The following is a 15,461-nucleotide window of genomic DNA, read 5'->3' as shown; positions in this document are numbered from 1 at the left end:
GGCTACGAACTCTGCGAGAACGCCCCGCTGCGCGAGGGCGGCGAGGAGTACCTCGACTCCGAGAAGTACCAGCTCACACCACGCGACTGGGAGGCCGCCGCCCGCGAGGGCCGCACCCTCGCCCCGCTCCTGACCCGCCTCAACACCGTCCGGCGCGCCCACCCCGCCCTGCGCCAACTGCGTGATCTGCGCTTCCACCCGACCGACAGCGACGCGCTGCTCGCGTACAGCAAGCGCGCGGGCGACGACGTCGTGCTGGTGGTCGTCAACCTCGATCCGCACCGCACCCAGGAGGGCAGGATCTCGCTGGACCTGGAGCACCTCGGCCTCGGCCGGCACGACACCGTGCCGGTGCACGACGAACTCGGCGGCGAGACCTACCACTGGGGCGCGACGAACTACGTGCGGCTGGAGCCCGGCCGGGCCCCCGCGCACGTCTTCCACGTCCGGCTCCCGTCCGCCTCGGTGCCGAACGGAGGACCGACCGCCTCATGACCGTCAACGAGCCCGTGCCGGACACCTTCGAGGACACGCCCGCCAAGGACCGCGATCCGGACTGGTTCAAGAGGGCGGTGTTCTACGAGGTCCTCGTCCGCTCCTTCCAGGACAGCAACGGCGACGGCGTCGGCGACCTCAAGGGCCTCACCTCGCGGCTGGACTATCTGCAGTGGCTGGGCGTGGACTGCCTGTGGCTGCCGCCGTTCTTCAAGTCACCGCTGCGGGACGGCGGGTACGACGTCTCGGACTACACCGCCGTGCTGCCCGAGTTCGGCGACCTGGCCGACTTCGTGGAGTTCGTGGACGCCGCCCACCAGCGCGGCATGCGCGTGATCATCGACTTCGTGATGAACCACACCAGCGACCAGCACCCGTGGTTCCAGGAGTCGCGGAAGAACCCCGAGGGCCCCTACGGCGACTACTACGTCTGGGCCGACGACGACAAGCGGTACCAGGACGCCCGGATCATCTTCGTGGACACCGAGGCGTCGAACTGGACGTACGACCCGGTGCGCAAGCAGTACTTCTGGCACCGCTTCTTCTCCCACCAGCCGGACCTCAACTACGAGAACCCGGCCGTGCGGGAGGAGATCCTGGCGGCGCTGAAATTCTGGCTGGACCTCGGCATCGACGGCTACCGGCTGGACGCCGTGCCCTATCTGTACGCCGAGGAGGGCACCAACTGCGAGAACCTGCCCGCCGCCCACGACTTCCTGAAGCGGGTCCGCGACGAGATCGACGCGCAGTACCCGGACACCGTGCTGCTGGCCGAGGCCAACCAGTGGCCCGAGGACGTCGTGGACTACTTCGGCGACTACGCCTCCGGCGGCGACGAGTGCCACATGGCGTTCCACTTCCCGGTCATGCCCCGCATCTTCATGGCGGTGCGCCGGGAATCGCGCTACCCCGTCTCGGAGATCCTCGCCAAGACCCCGGCGATCCCCTCGGGCTGCCAGTGGGGCATCTTCCTGCGCAACCACGACGAGCTGACCCTGGAGATGGTCACCGACGAAGAGCGCGACTACATGTGGGCCGAGTACGCGAAGGACCCCCGGATGCGGGCCAACATCGGCATCCGCCGCCGCCTCGCCCCGCTGCTCGACAACGACCGGCACACCATCGAGCTGTTCTCCGCGCTGCTGCTGTCCCTGCCCGGCTCGCCGATCCTGTACTACGGCGACGAGATCGGCATGGGCGACAACATCTGGCTCGGCGACCGCGACGCGGTGCGCACGCCCATGCAGTGGACCCCGGACCGCAACGCCGGGTTCTCCACCTGCGACCCGGGCCGCCTCTCCCTGCCCACCGTGATGGACCCGGTCCACGGCTACCAGGTCACCAACGTCGAGGCGTCCATGGCCTCGCCGTCCTCGCTGCTGCACTGGACCCGGCGGATGATCGAGATCCGCAAGCAGAACCCGGCCTTCGGGCTCGGCTCCTACCGGGAGCTGCCCTCGTCCAACCCGGCGGTGCTGGCGTTCCTGCGCGAAGTCCCCCCGGACGGGGACAAGGAGGACGACGTGGTGCTGTGCGTGAGCAACTTCGCGCGCTTCGCCCAGCCGACCGAACTCGACCTGCGGGAGTTCGCCGGCCGCCATCCGGTCGAACTGTTCGGCGGAGTCCGCTTCCCCGCCATCGGCGAACTGCCGTACCTGCTCACCCTCGGGGGCCACGGCTTCTACTGGTTCCGGCTCACCCGAGTCGCATCCCGCATCGGCCGCCGAGTGTGAGAGCGGGCCGAGGAAAGGACGCGTCACCATGCCGAAGACCGCACCCCCGTGCTCCAGACGCACATCCCTCGCCGAGCACATGGCGTCGCTCGGCCCGCTGCTGCGTGAGTGGCTGCCCCGGCAGCGCTGGTTCGCGGGCAAGGACCGCCCGGTGGCGGACCTCGGCCTGCTGTCGATGACGGAGCTGTTCCCGGGCTGTCTGCACCTGCTGGTCCACGCGGGTCACGGCACGGTGCCCGCCCCCGGCGGCGCGCCGCCGGCCGGCGACTGCTACCAGTTGCTGCTCGGCGTGCGCGCACAGCCCTCGCCGCGCCTGGGCCGGGCACTCATCGGGCAGGTGAGCGAGGGCTCGCTGGCCGGGATGACGGTGTACGACGCGTTGCACGACCCGCGGCTGGCCCAGTTGCTCCTGGAGCGGCTGCGCCGCCCCGGCGGGGCGGGTCCGCTGCGCTTCGAGGCGGACCCGTCCCGGCCGGTGCCCGCCCGCCTGGTGCCCCGGCTGCTCGACGCCGAGCAGTCCAACTCCTCACTGGTCTACGGCGACGAGTTCATCCTCAAGGTGTTCCGGCGCGTCCAGCCCGGCGTCAACCCGGACCTGGAGGTGCCGGGGGCGCTGGCCCGGCAGGGCTGCGGCCGGGTGCCCGCGCCGGTGGCCTGGTTCCGCACCTCGCACCCGTTCGAGGCGACGCTCGGCGTCCTCCAGCCGTTCCTGCACGACGCCTGCGACGGCTGGACCCTCGCGCTGGACGCGCTGGCCGCCGGCGACGACTTCACCGCGCAGGCCCGCGAGCTGGGCCGGGCCACGGCCGACGTGCACCTCGCGCTGGCCGCGGCCTTCCCCGCCGGTACGGCCGCGGAGAACGGCCGGACGGCGACGGCGATGACCGAGCGGCTGACCGCCGCCGCACACAGCGTGCCGGCACTCCAGCCCCACGTGGCACGGCTGCGGGGCGCCTTCGCCGCGCTGACCACCTGCGACGCCGGGCCCCCCGCCCAGCGCATCCACGGCGACCTGCACCTGGGCCAGGTGCTGCGGGCCGGGCGGAACTGGTTCGTCATCGACTTCGAGGGCGAGCCGTCCCGGCCGCTCAGCGAGCGCCGCAGCGCCCACTCCCCGGTGCGGGACATCGCGGGCATGCTGCGCTCCTTCGACTACGCCGCCCGCCAGCGCCGCCCGTGGCGTCCGGAGTGGGCGCGTCGCTGCCGGGAGGCGTACTGCGCGGGTTACGCCGCCAGGGCCGGCTGGGACCCGCGCAAGAAGCACGGCCTGCTGCGTGCCTACGAGACGGACCGGGCCGTGTACGAGGTGCTGTACGAGGCGCGGCACCGTCCCGACTGGCTTCCCGTACCCATGGCGGCGATCGAACGACTCGCCGTGAGAGGAGACTGACATGGCCCTGCGCGACACCTCGCTCCCCGAGCCGTCCGGCCCCGCCACGCCCGGTGCCGGTCCGGTGGGCGCCGCGCCGCCCCTGGCCGCGACCGACCGGGGGCGCCTGCTGGCCGGCGCCCACCACGACCCGCACGCTCTGCTCGGCGCCCATCCGGTCGCCGGCGGTGTCGCCTTCCGGGCGCTGCGCCCCTTCGCCCGCGCCGTGAGCGTGGTCGCGGGCGGCGAGCGGCACCCCCTCGCCCCGGAGGGGGACGGCCTCTTCTCGGCCGTACTGCCGTTTTCCCAGATCCCGGTGTACACGCTGCTGGTGGAGTACGAGGAGGGGGCGTGGGAGACGCCCGACCCGTACCGGTTCCCGCCCGCCCTGGGGGAACTGGACCTGCATCTGATCGGCGAGGGCCGGCACGAGCAGTTGTGGCGGGCGCTCGGCGCCTGGCCGATGGTCCACGAGGGTGTGGCGGGCACCCGCTTCACGGTGTGGGCGCCCAACGCGCAGGGGGTGCGGGTCGCCGGTGACTTCACGCACTGGGACGGCACGGCGTTCCCGATGCGCTCACTGGGCTCGACCGGCGTGTGGGAGCTGTTCCTGCCCGGGATCGGCGAGGGCGCGACGTACAAGTTCGAGATCCACTCCCGGTACGGCCACCGGGCCCTCAAGGCGGACCCGATGGCCCGGCGCGCCGAGGAGCCGCCGAACACCGCGTCGGTGGTGACGGCCTCGCACTTCGAGTGGAGCGACGCCGAGTGGCTGCGCGGACGCGCGGCGACGCCCCCGCACGAGGCGCCGTTCTCCGTCTACGAGGTGCACCTGCCGTCCTGGCGCCCCGGCCTGTCCTACCGCGACCTGGCCGCGGAACTACCCGCCTACGTCGCCGATCTCGGCTTCACCCACGTCGAGCTGATGCCGGTCGCCGAGCATCCCTACGGCCCGTCCTGGGGCTACCAGGTCACCGGCTTCTACGCGCCGACCGCCCGCCTGGGCCCGCCGGACGACTTCAGGTACCTGGTCGACGCCCTGCACCGGGCCGGGATCGGCGTGATCATGGACTGGGTGCCGGCGCACTTCCCGAAGGACGACTGGGCGCTGGCCCGCTTCGACGGGGACCCGCTGTACGAGCCCGGGGACGCCCGGCGCGCGGAGCACCCGGACTGGGGCACGTACACCTTCGACTACGCCCGCACCGAGGTGCGCAACTTCCTCGTCGCGAACGCCGTGTACTGGTGCGAGGAGTTCCACATCGACGGCCTGCGGGTCGACGCGGTCGCCTCCATGCTCTATCTGGACTACTCGCGCGACAGCGGCCAGTGGGAGCCCAACGCCCACGGCGGCCGGGAGGACCTGGCGGCGATGGCGTTCCTCCAGGAGATGAACGCGACCGTCTACCGGCGCTGCCCCGGCGTGGTGACCATCGCCGAGGAGTCGACCGCGTGGGGCGGGGTGACCCGGCCCACCGACACCGGCGGCCTCGGCTTCGGCTTCAAGTGGAACATGGGCTGGATGCACGACTCGCTGGAGTACGTCGCCCACGAGCCGGTGCACCGCAAGTACCACCACCACGAGATGACGTTCTCGATGGTGTACGCGTACAGCGAGAACTTCGTGCTGCCGATCAGCCACGACGAGGTGGTGCACGGCAAGCGGTCACTGGTGTCGAAGATGCCCGGCGACTGGTGGCAGCGGCGCGCCGGCCTCCGCGCCTATCTGGCCTACATGTGGGCCCACCCGGGCAAACAGCTCCTCTTCATGGGGCAGGAGTTCGCACAGGGCGCGGAGTGGTCGCAGGAGCAGGGCCCGGAGTGGTGGCTGCTGGACGAGGGCTACCACTCGGCCGGTGACCACCGGGGCGTGCGGGACCTGGTCCGTGACCTCAACACGCGCTACCGCGACACCCCGGCCCTGTGGCAGCGGGACACCGATCCGGCCGGTTTCCGGTGGGTCTCGGTGGACGCGGCCGAGGACAACGTCTTCGCCTTCCTGCGCCACGACGCCGAGGGCACGCCGCTGCTCGCGGTGTCGAACTTCTCCCCCGTCGTCCGGCACGGGCACCGGCTCGGCGTCGGTGCCGGGGCCGGTGCCTGGCGGGAGATCCTCAACACGGACGCCGCGCGGTACGGCGGCGGCGGGGTCGGCAACCCGGAACCGGCCGAGGTGACGGACGGGACCGTCACGCTCACGCTGCCCCCGCTGGCCACGCTGTGGCTGACGCCGAACGCCCGGTGAGACCCGGTGGCGCGACCAGGTGTCCGACCGCCCCCGAAGGGGCAGGCGGGTCCCACGACCCGAGAAACCTCGTCGTCGCCGCAGCATGGTCCACAGAAAGGGGCGGCATCAATTGCGCACCGTCGGAGTGGAGGAAGAACTCCTCCTGGTCGATCCCGAGTCCGGCGAGCCGCGGGCGCTGTCCGCCGCCGTCCTGGCCCGCGCCGAACAGAACGACGCCGGACAGGACGTCTTCGAGAAGGAACTCCACGAGCAGATGCTGGAGTTCGCCACGCATCCGCAGGCGGACATGGCGGAGCTGCACGAGGAGATCGTGCGGTGCCGCAAGGAGGCCGCCGGGCACGCTGGCGGGATCGGCTGCGCCGTCGCCGCGCTGGCCACCTCGCCGCTCCCGGTCAGTCCCGCCGTCAGCATGAACGACCGCTACCGGTGGATGGCGGAACAGTACGGCGTCGTCGTCCACGAGCAGCTCGTCTGCGGCTGCCATGTACACGTCTCCGTGGAGTCCGACGAGGAGGGCGTCGCGGTCATCGACCGGGTGCGGCCCTGGCTGTCGGTGCTCACCGCGCTGAGCGCGAACTCCCCGTTCTGGCAGGGCAGGGACTCGGCGTACGGCAGCTACCGCAGCCGGGTCTGGCAGCGCTGGCCGTCGGCCGGGCCCACCGAGCTGTTCGGTTCGGCGCAGACCTACCACCAGCGGGTCGCGGACATGGTCGCCACCGGCACCATCCTCGACGAGGGGATGATCTACTTCGACGTCCGGCTCTCCCAGCGGTACCCGACGGTGGAGTTCCGGGTCGCGGACGTCTGCCTGGACTCCGGCACGGCGGTGCTCATCGCCACGCTGGCCCGCGCCCTGGTGGACACCGCCGCCAAGGAGTGGCGGGAGGAGAGGGCTCCGGCCGGACACAGTGTGAGCCTGCTGCGCCTGGCCGCCTGGCGGGCCGCCCGGGCCGGGCTGACCGAGGAGCTGCTGCACCCCGTGACCATGCGCCCCGCGCCGGCCGAGACGGTCGTACGGGACCTGCTGGAGCACGTCGGCGCGGCGCTGGAGGCCAACGGCGACCTCGACCGGGCCCGGGAAACCGTCGCGGAGCTGCTGGAGCACGGCAACGGCGCCCGGGTGCAGCGTGAACTGCTGGAGCGCACCGGCAGCCTGCGCGACGTCGTCACCGAGTGCGTACGACGCACCCAGGGGACGTGAGAGACGACGCGGCACCGGTCTCCTTCCGAGGCCGGTGGCGGGTCGCGGAATCAGTGGGATCAGTCGGGCCAGCGGGATCGGCGGGTCAGAAGATCAGGGCCAGGGCGTAGGCGAGGAAACCGGCCGCGACGAGCAGCACGAGGCCGAGGATCGCGGTCAGCGGGCCCTTGCCCCAGCCCTTGGTGGGGTTGTGCGTCTCCAGGGGCCCGGCCCCGGGCATGCTGCTCTCCGCGGGCGGGGTCTCACCGGGCGGTACACCGCCTCCTGGTTCCAGTCCGGTGGTGCGTTCGGGCTCGGGGTCGGGATTCGTGTAGCTCATGCCCACCGGGTCCCCCTTTCGCGGCGACCTGCTCAGCGCCGGGCCACTTCTCCCGTCACAGCCCACGCACGGCCCCGTCTCGGCTAGATTCGAACACCGCCGACCACGGCGCCGACCACGGTCTCGCCGGCTGCCGTCACAGCCCGTACACGTCAGGAGCAGCGCATGGCGCGCGACCTCGCTCTCGCTCCCCAGGCCGCCCCCGCCCTGACCGGCTCACTCGCCGACAGCCTCTTCGAGACGGCGGCCCGCGCCCCCGCGCTGCCGCTGCTCGCCCGGCGCGTCGCGGCGGCGGGGGCGGGTGCCGACTGGCGGGAGGTGACGGCCGGCGAGGTCCGCGACGAGGTGGTCGGCCTGGCCCGGGGGCTGATCGCGTCCGGCATCCGGCCGGGTGAGCGCGTGGCGGTCCTGGCCCGCACCCGCGACGAGTGGACGGTGTTCTGCTACGCGCTGTGGACGGTGGGCGCCGAGGTGGTGCCGGTCTACCCGGCCTCCTCGCGGGACCAGGTGGAGTGGATCCTGCGGGACGCGGGCTGCGTGGCCGTGATGGTCGAGGACGAGCAGAGCGTGATGACCGTCGGCTCGGTGTGCGCCTCCCTGCCGGCGCTGCGCCACGTCTGGCAACTGGACGCCGGGGCGCTCGCGGAGCTGGCCGCCCACGGCGCGTCCGTGCCGGTGACCACGGTCGACTCGATGCGCCGCATCGTGCTGCCGGACGCCACCGCGGTCGTCGCCTACACCTCCGGCACCTCCGGCCGCGCCCTGGGCTGCGCCCTGAGCCACCGCGGTCTGGCCTCGTCCTGCGACACCCTGCTCGCCGGCTGGGGCCACACGGCGGCGCCCCCGGGGGAACAGGGCGCCGTGCTGGCCTTCCTGCCCTTCTCCCACGTGTACGGACTGATGATCCAGGGGCTGTGCGTGCGCGGGGGTGTGCTGATGGGCCACGAGCCGGAGATGAGCGCGGCGGCGCTGACCTCGGCGCTGCGGTCGTTCCGCCCCACCTACCTGTACGCCGTCCCGTCGGTGCTGGAGAAGATCTACAAGAACTTCCTGCGCGCCGCGCAGCAGGCCGGGCGGGGCGCCCTGTTCGAGCGGGCCGCCGGGACGGCCCGGGACTTCGCGGCGGCGACGGAGCGCCGACGGCTGGGCCTCGGACCGGGGCCCGGCCTCGACCTGCGGCTGCAGCACGCGGTGTACGAGCGGGCGGTGTACCGCGGGCTGCGTGCGGCGCTGGGCGGCCGGGTGCGCCGGGCGGCGTGCGGCGGCTCGCCGCTCAGCCGCGAGCTGTGCCTGTTCTACGAGGGCATCGGCATCCACCTGCACGACGGCTACGGGCTCACGGAGACCGGCGGCGCGGTGACCATGCAGCCGCTGGGCCGGGAGAAGTCCGGCACCGTGGGCAAGGCACTGCCCGGCACCGAGATCCGGGTGGCCACGGACGGCGAGATCCTGGTCCGCGGCCCGTCGGTCTTCCAGGGCTACGTGGGCGACGGCTCGGCCGGCCGGGCCGCGCTGCGCAACGGCTGGCTGGCCACCGGCGACCTGGGGCACCTGGACGACGAGGGGTACCTGTCGATCACCGGCCGCAAGAAGGACGTGATCATCACGAGCGGCGGCAAGAGCGTGGCGCCGGCCGCCCTGGAGCAGCGGCTGCGCATGCACCCCCTGGTCCACCAGGCGGTCGTGGTGGGCGACAACCGGCCCTGCGTCGGCGCGCTGCTCACCCTGGACCCGGAGTTCCTGACGCACTGGCGGGCGGCCCTGGCGCTGCAGAGCGACGCTCCCGCGCGGGAGGCCCGCGAGGAGAACGCCCTGCGCGAGGAGATCGCGCGCGCCGTGGCCGCCGCCAACAGTGCCGTCTCGCGTTCGGAGTCGATCCGGGTCTTCCGTGTCCTGCCCACGCCGTTCGATGTGGCGGGGGGCCTGCTGACGCCCTCGCTGAAGCTGCGCCGGGACGAGATCGTGCGGACCTTCGCCTTCGAGATCGACGCGATGTACGAGGCGCGTCCGCGCAGCCGCCCCCGGTCCGCGCCGCGGGAACCGGCGCTGCCGGACGACTCGGACGACGTCTTCCTCAGGTGAGCCGAGGCGGGCGGGACGGACGTCAGCCGCCGACGTACCAGGAGAATCCGCCGTTGGCCGCGGTGACCGCGAGCAGCACCCCGAAGATCACGAGGTCGAGGATGCCGAGCACCACACCGGCCTTCGCCATTCCCGCCCCGCCCTTTGCCGGGGCCTGCCGCATTCCGACGGCGCCCAGCACGATCGCGACGGGTCCGAGAATCACATTGAAGACGAACAGACCGATGATTCCGCAGACGAGGCTCGCGACGGCCAGGCCGTTGGTGCGCGAGCGCGGGGCGGCGGAAGAACTGCCGTAACTGGTCATCAGATTCTCCTGACGGTCGGGGAGTTCAAAGGTGGAGCACCACTGCGGCGAGGCGCTCCCGGTGTGTTGCGATTCCCGGATGCCCGCTCAATCCGGTAGGCATTCCGGTGAATTGGCGAAAGCGCCCCGCGAATAAGAGGAATTCCGCATTCCTCTACGGCGGCACCCTCTCCACCCCGGTCCCGGACCCGGAATTACCTGCCGGTCACGCCCTGAGCACGCGCGGCGACCACCCCCTCACGCCGGGTGATCTTCCGCTGCCGCGGCATATGTGCGCGTAGGCTTCGCCGGCACGGGAACTAGACGACGAAGGGGGCGCACGCGAAAGGGAACGAGACAAGCCCTGCAGATGCCGGGGCCGGGAAGGCGAAATGGCAGCCGAGTCGCGTAGGGACAGGACACTGGCTTCCGAGGAGATCACGAACCGCACCGCGAGCTTCACCGGGGAGCTGCACAATGTGACGGGTGCGCGTCTGGTCGCGGAGGAATTCCTCTTCGATCTGGCCCGCGTCGCGCCACCGAGGGCACCCGAGCACTGGGACGACATACTCCTGGTGGTGACGGAGCTGGCGGCGAACGCGGTGCAGTACGCCCCGGGGCCCTTCGAGCTGCGTCTGCGGCGCACCTTCGACGGCGTGCACGTCGTACTGCACGACACCAACACCACCCCGCCGGCGCCGCGCCCCTTCCATCCGAGCAACGGTGGCGGCGGTATCGGCTGGCACCTCATCCACACGCTGTGCGACCAGGTCAGCGTCGTGCCCGAGGCGCGGGGCAAGGACATCCACGTCTTCCTGCCCTGGTGACGCGCGGGCCGGCCCGGCACGCACCGACGCCGCGGCGCGCACCGGTCTCCCGGTGCGGGCCGCGGCGTCGGCGGTCAGGCTTCGGCGGTGTCCCGGGGCGGCAGGCCGTGGTAGTACTCGCCGACGGCCGTCAGATACTCCCGGTCCATGGTCTCACTGTCGGTCCGGAACCGGGGCGCGGCCTTGACCTCGGCCTCGGTGCAGGCCAGCGTGATCTTGCGGGCCTCCGGGTCGACGCTCTCGACCACCCCGACCGGCACCAGCACGCTGCGGCCGAAGACCCAGACGCCGGTGTCGACGACCAGGTGGCGCAGGCCGTAGTGGTCGGCCTCCCGGTCCACCTGGCCGATGGTCCCGTCGCTCGCGACGACGGTGCAGCCCGTCAGGTCCTCCCCCTCGACGCGGCCACTGCCCGGTGCGTACGACCAGATTCTCTCCATCGGCACGCTGTCCCTTCCCTCCCTGATCCGTGACTACCGGTACTCCGGGCCGGCCACTGGAGTGCCCGCCCGGCTCCACTGCAGCAACTACCCTGCGCGGGCACCGCCATTCGGAGCGCGGCGCGGCCGGGTGTCCCGGGCCGCCGGGCGGTGTCCCCGGTTCCGGTGCGCGCCACGCCCACGGCGGCACGGGCACGGACATCGAAACACACTCCCCTACCCCCGTTCCGGCTGGACATGCCTCCCTTTCTCCGGAAGGTGCGAGGGGCTGTCGCCCGCGGCCCCGCCTTTTGTCGCAGGTGGCGCGCGTGCGTTAGCCTCTGGCGTATTTTTCTCCTCGTGCAGCTCCGCTGAACTGCGGAAACGCACGCGCGACAGGCCGGCCCGCCCGAGGGTCCGGCGGGGGTATCAAGGGTCCTCGTCCGAGGGCTCCTGGGGAGCGGAACGAGGGTGCGCATGACCAGTGAGAGCACCGGGGTCGTCGACGCGGTTCCGGGCGACCAGGAGCTGCGACGGCTCCTGGCCGGCCTGACCGCCGTACGCGACGGCGACTTCGGCACCCGACTGCCGGACGACGCCGACGGTCTGATGGGCGACATCGCCACGGTCTTCAACGGCATGGTGGACCAGTTGTCGGTCTTCACCTCCGAGGTCACCCGGGTGGCCCGGGAGGTGGGCACCGACGGGCGGCTCGGCGGCCAGGCGAAGGTACCCGGGGTCTCCGGTACCTGGGCCGACCTGACCGACTCGGTCAACGCCATGGCCGGCAACCTGACCACCCAGGTCCGCGACATCGCCCAGGTGGCCACCGCGGTCGCCCGGGGCGACCTGTCCCAGAAGATCGACGTGGACGCGCGCGGCGAGATCCTGGAGCTGAAGAACACCATCAACACGATGGTCGACCAGCTCTCCGCCTTCGCCGACGAGGTCACCCGCGTCGCCCGCGAGGTCGGCACCGAGGGCCGGCTCGGCGGCCAGGCGGACGTGCAGGGCGTGCGCGGCACCTGGCGCGACCTCACCGACTCGGTGAACTTCATGGCGGGCAACCTCACCAACCAGGTCCGCAACGTCGCCCAGGTCGCCACCGCCGTGGCCAAGGGCGACCTGTCGCAGAAGATCACCGTGGACGCGCGCGGCGAGATCCTGGAGCTGAAGAACACCATCAACACGATGGTCGACCAGCTCTCCGCCTTCGCCGACGAGGTCACCCGCGTCGCCCGCGAGGTCGGCACCGCCGGGAACCTGGGCGGACAGGCCCAGGTACGGGGGGTCTCCGGCACCTGGAAGGACCTCACCGACAACGTCAACGTGATGGCGTCCAACCTCACCCACCAGGTCCGCTCCATCGCCCAGGTGGCCACCGCGGTGGCCAAGGGCGACCTGTCGCAGCGGATCACGGTGGAGGCCAAGGGCGAGGTCGCGGCGCTGGCCCAGGGCATCAACACCATGGTCGACACGCTGTCGGCCTTCGCCGACGAGGTCACCCGCGTCGCCCGCGAGGTCGGCACCGAGGGCCGGCTCGGCGGCCAGGCGCACGTGCCGAACGTGGCCGGCACCTGGAAGGACCTCACCGACAACGTCAACTCGATGGCCAACAACCTCACCGGCCAGGTGCGCAACATCGCGCTGGTGACGACCGCCGTGGCCCGCGGTGACCTGTCGAAGAAGATCGACGTGGACGCCCGGGGCGAGATCCTGGAGCTGAAGACGACCATCAACACGATGGTCGACCAGCTCTCCGCCTTCGCCGACGAGGTCACCCGCGTCGCCCGCGAGGTCGGCACCGAGGGCCGGCTCGGCGGCCAGGCCGAGGTGGAGGGGGTCTCCGGGACCTGGAAGCGGCTGACGGAGAACGTCAACGAGCTGGCCGGGAACCTGACCCGGCAGGTGCGTGCCATCGCCGAGGTGACCAGCGCGGTCGCCGAGGGCGACCTGACCCGGTCGATCAACGTGGAGGCGTCCGGCGAGGTCGCCGAGTTGAAGGACAACATCAACGCGATGGTGGAGTCCCTGCGCGAGACCACGCGGGCCAACCAGCAGCAGGACTGGCTCAAGACCAACCTCGCCCGGATCTCCTCACTGATGCAGGGCCACCGGGACCTGCCCGTCGTCGCCGAGCTGATCATGGACGAGCTGGTGCCGCTGGTCTCGGCCCAGTACGGCGCCTTCTACCTGGCCGAGGACGGCCCGCACGGCCCGGAGCTGCGGCTCGTCGGTGCCTACGGCTACCCGGACGACGACGGCCGGCCCACCCGGATCCCGTTCGGCCGGACCCTGGTCGGGCAGGCGGCGCGCAGCCGCCGCACGATCATGGTGGCGGACCTGCCGCCGGACTACGTGACCATCTCCTCCGGCCTCGGCCAGGTGGTACCCAGCGCGCTCGTGCTGCTGCCCATCGTGGTGGAGGGACAGGTCCTCGGCGTCATCGAGCTGGCCTCGGTGGCCCCGTTCACCCAGATCCACCGGGACTTCCTGGCCCAGTTGATGGAGACCATCGGGGTCAACGTCAACACCATCGTGGCCAACGCCCGCACCGACGAGCTGCTCTCCGAGTCGCAGCGGCTGACCGCCGAGCTGCAGGCCCGCTCCACGGAACTCCAGGTCCAGCAGGACGAGCTGCAACGCTCCAACGCCGAGCTGGAGGAGAAGGCGTCGCTGCTGGCGACCCAGAACCGGGACATCGAGGCGAAGAACCTCCAGATCGAGCAGGCACGGCAGGAGCTGGAGGCCCGCGCCCAGCAGCTCTCGCTGGCCTCGAAGTACAAGTCGGAGTTCCTGGCGAACATGAGCCACGAACTGCGCACCCCGCTCAACAGCCTGCTCATCCTCGCCCAGTTGCTCGCCCAGAACCCCTCGCGCAACCTCACGCCCAAGCAGGTCGAGTACGCGGGCATCATCCACTCGGCCGGCTCGGACCTGCTCCAGCTCATCAACGACATCCTGGACCTGTCCAAGGTCGAGGCCGGAAAGATGGACGTGGCCCCCGAGCGGGTGACACTGCGCCAGCTCATCGAGTACGTCGAGGCCACCTTCCGGCCGATGACCACGCAGAAGAGCCTGGAGTTCACGGTCACCACCGCGCCCGGCGCGCCGGCCGACCTGCTGACCGACGACTCCCGGCTGCGGCAGGTGCTGCGCAACCTGCTCTCCAACGCGGTGAAGTTCACCGAGCGGGGCAGCGTGGAACTGCGGATCGAGCCGGCCTCCGACGGGGAGGTCCCGGCGGGCGTGATCCGCGGTGGCGCGGTGGTGGCGTTCCGGGTCCAGGACACCGGCATCGGCATCCCCGAGCAGCACCTGGAGACGATCTTCGGCGCCTTCCAGCAGGCGGACGGCACCACCAGCCGCAAGTACGGGGGCACCGGCCTCGGCCTGTCCATCACGCGGGAGATCGCCCAGTTGCTGGGCGGTGCCGTGAGCGTGGACAGCACCCCGAACCTGGGCAGCACGTTCACCCTGTTCCTGCCGGTGGCCCGGCCCGACTTCGAGGAACTGCTGGGCCGCGGCCGGCCCGCGGAGCACTCCTCGGCGCAGACGGCCGCCGACGCGCTCGACCGGCCGGCGCCGCTGCCGGAGCTGACCACCGGGCACCGCCGGCGCCCCCGCCGGCTGCTGGTCGTGGAGGAGCGGCCGCGCGGTCTGCTGACCCTCGTCGCGGAGAGCGTGGTCGCCGACCTCTCGCACGGCCGGGACGACGCGGGCGGGCGTCCCCCGCTGGACGTGGTCACCGCCGTGGGGGCGCAGGAGGCGGCCGGCGCGCTGGCGGCGGAGTCCTGCCACTGCGTCGTCCTGGAGCTGGGCATGCCCGACGGGGAGGCGTCCCGCTTCCTGCGGGCGCTGCGCGGCGACTCGGCGCTGGCGAGCGTGCCGGTGCTCGTGCACAGCGGTCACCGCGTCGACGTGGCCCTGGAGGAGAGCCTGCGCTCCGGCGCGGACAGCGGGGCGCTGGAGTTCCTCTCCAGTCTCGACGAACTGCGCGAGCGCATCGCCCTGCACCTGTCCGCCGAGGAACCCGGCGACGTGCTGTCCCTGGTCCGTCCCGAGGAACTCCAGCGGACGGCCACCTCGGCGCTGGGCGAGACGCACGCCGGGCGCACGGTCCTCGTCGTCGACGACGACGCCCGCAACCTGTTCGCGCTGAGCGGCATCCTGGAACTGCACGGTTTCCGGGTGCTGCACGCCGAGAACGGGCGCAAGGGCATCGACACCCTGCTGAACAACCCGGACATCGCCCTGGTGCTGATGGACGTGATGATGCCGGAGATGGACGGCTACGCGGCGACGGCCGAGATCCGCGCCATGCAGCGGTACGCCGAGCTGCCGATCATCGCCGTCACCGCGAAGGCGATGCCGGGCGACCGGGAGAAGTCCCTCGCCTCGGGCGCCAGCGACTACGTCACCAAGCCCGTCGACACCGGCGACCTCATGGCCTGCGTCCGGCGCTGGCTGCCCGCATGACAT

General features: G+C 72.0%; 10 protein-coding genes and 1 pseudogene. 8 read left to right on the top strand and 3 right to left on the bottom strand.

All coding sequences use genetic code 11. The features are described 5' to 3' along the window. From ABEB00_RS08780 to ABEB00_RS08760, 5 genes and pseudogenes are all read left to right on the top strand, one after another. Positions 1 to 495 (top strand): annotated as a pseudogene (locus ABEB00_RS08780) (DUF3459 domain-containing protein); the annotation flags it as partial. Beyond that, positions 492 to 2,228 (top strand): maltose alpha-D-glucosyltransferase, encoded by a 1,737-nt coding sequence (gene treS, locus ABEB00_RS08775; protein WP_345618500.1) that lies wholly within the window; start codon positions 492 to 494, stop codon positions 2,226 to 2,228. The pseudogene ABEB00_RS08780 and the gene treS, both read left to right, overlap by 4 nt. A 28-nt stretch (positions 2,229 to 2,256) precedes the next feature. Beyond that, a complete protein-coding gene (locus tag ABEB00_RS08770) occupies positions 2,257 to 3,618 on the top strand; it encodes a maltokinase N-terminal cap-like domain-containing protein (protein ID WP_345618498.1) in 1,362 nt (453 codons plus the stop codon). A gap of 1 nt (position 3,619) precedes the next feature. Continuing rightward, a complete protein-coding gene (gene glgB / locus ABEB00_RS08765; protein WP_345618496.1) occupies positions 3,620 to 5,842 on the top strand; it encodes a 1,4-alpha-glucan branching protein GlgB in 2,223 nt (740 codons plus the stop codon). A 112-nt stretch (positions 5,843 to 5,954) separates the two neighbouring features. Further along, positions 5,955 to 7,046, top strand: coding sequence for a glutamate--cysteine ligase 2 (locus ABEB00_RS08760; RefSeq protein ID WP_345618495.1), 1,092 nt, complete (start codon positions 5,955 to 5,957; stop codon positions 7,044 to 7,046). Between the two features lie 85 nt (positions 7,047 to 7,131). Here the strand turns inward: ABEB00_RS08760 and ABEB00_RS08755 are convergent, their stop codons facing one another. Continuing rightward, positions 7,132 to 7,365: a DUF6480 family protein gene (locus tag ABEB00_RS08755; RefSeq protein WP_345618493.1), complete on the bottom strand. Its 234-nt coding sequence runs from the start codon at positions 7,363 to 7,365 to the stop codon at positions 7,132 to 7,134. 165 nt (positions 7,366 to 7,530) lie between these two features. On the opposite strand from ABEB00_RS08755, the gene ABEB00_RS08750 reads away from it, so the two are divergent. Then, a complete protein-coding gene (locus ABEB00_RS08750; RefSeq protein ID WP_345618492.1) occupies positions 7,531 to 9,447 on the top strand; it encodes an AMP-dependent synthetase/ligase in 1,917 nt (638 codons plus the stop codon). A gap of 22 nt (positions 9,448 to 9,469) precedes the next feature. Here ABEB00_RS08750 and ABEB00_RS08745 read toward each other — a convergent pair whose 3' ends face one another. Continuing rightward, a complete protein-coding gene (locus ABEB00_RS08745; RefSeq protein ID WP_345618491.1) occupies positions 9,470 to 9,754 on the bottom strand; it encodes a DUF4190 domain-containing protein in 285 nt (94 codons plus the stop codon). Between the two features lie 371 nt (positions 9,755 to 10,125). Between ABEB00_RS08745 and ABEB00_RS08740 the strand changes: the two genes are divergently transcribed. Further along, positions 10,126 to 10,560, top strand: coding sequence for an ATP-binding protein (locus tag ABEB00_RS08740; protein ID WP_345618489.1), 435 nt, complete (start codon positions 10,126 to 10,128; stop codon positions 10,558 to 10,560). Positions 10,561 to 10,634: 74 nt separating this feature from the next. On the opposite strand, the gene ABEB00_RS08735 is transcribed toward ABEB00_RS08740, so the two are convergent. After that, entirely contained in the window at positions 10,635 to 11,006 is a 372-nt protein-coding gene (locus ABEB00_RS08735) for a PRC-barrel domain-containing protein (RefSeq protein WP_345618487.1), read from the bottom strand. Between the two features lie 450 nt (positions 11,007 to 11,456). Between ABEB00_RS08735 and ABEB00_RS08730 the strand changes: the two genes are divergently transcribed. Beyond that, positions 11,457 to 15,458 carry a HAMP domain-containing protein gene (locus ABEB00_RS08730; protein WP_345618485.1) on the top strand — a complete coding sequence of 1,334 codons (4,002 nt, stop codon included), beginning with the start codon at positions 11,457 to 11,459 and terminating at the stop codon, positions 15,456 to 15,458. Positions 15,459 to 15,461: the final 3 nt, after the last annotated feature.

The sequence above is a fragment of the Streptomyces ziwulingensis genome, assembly GCF_039542605.1.
Lineage (GTDB): Bacteria > Actinomycetota > Actinomycetes > Streptomycetales > Streptomycetaceae > Streptomyces > Streptomyces ziwulingensis.
Note: the sequence above shows the minus strand (reverse complement) of the source record. Positions and strands in the feature narration are given on the sequence as shown.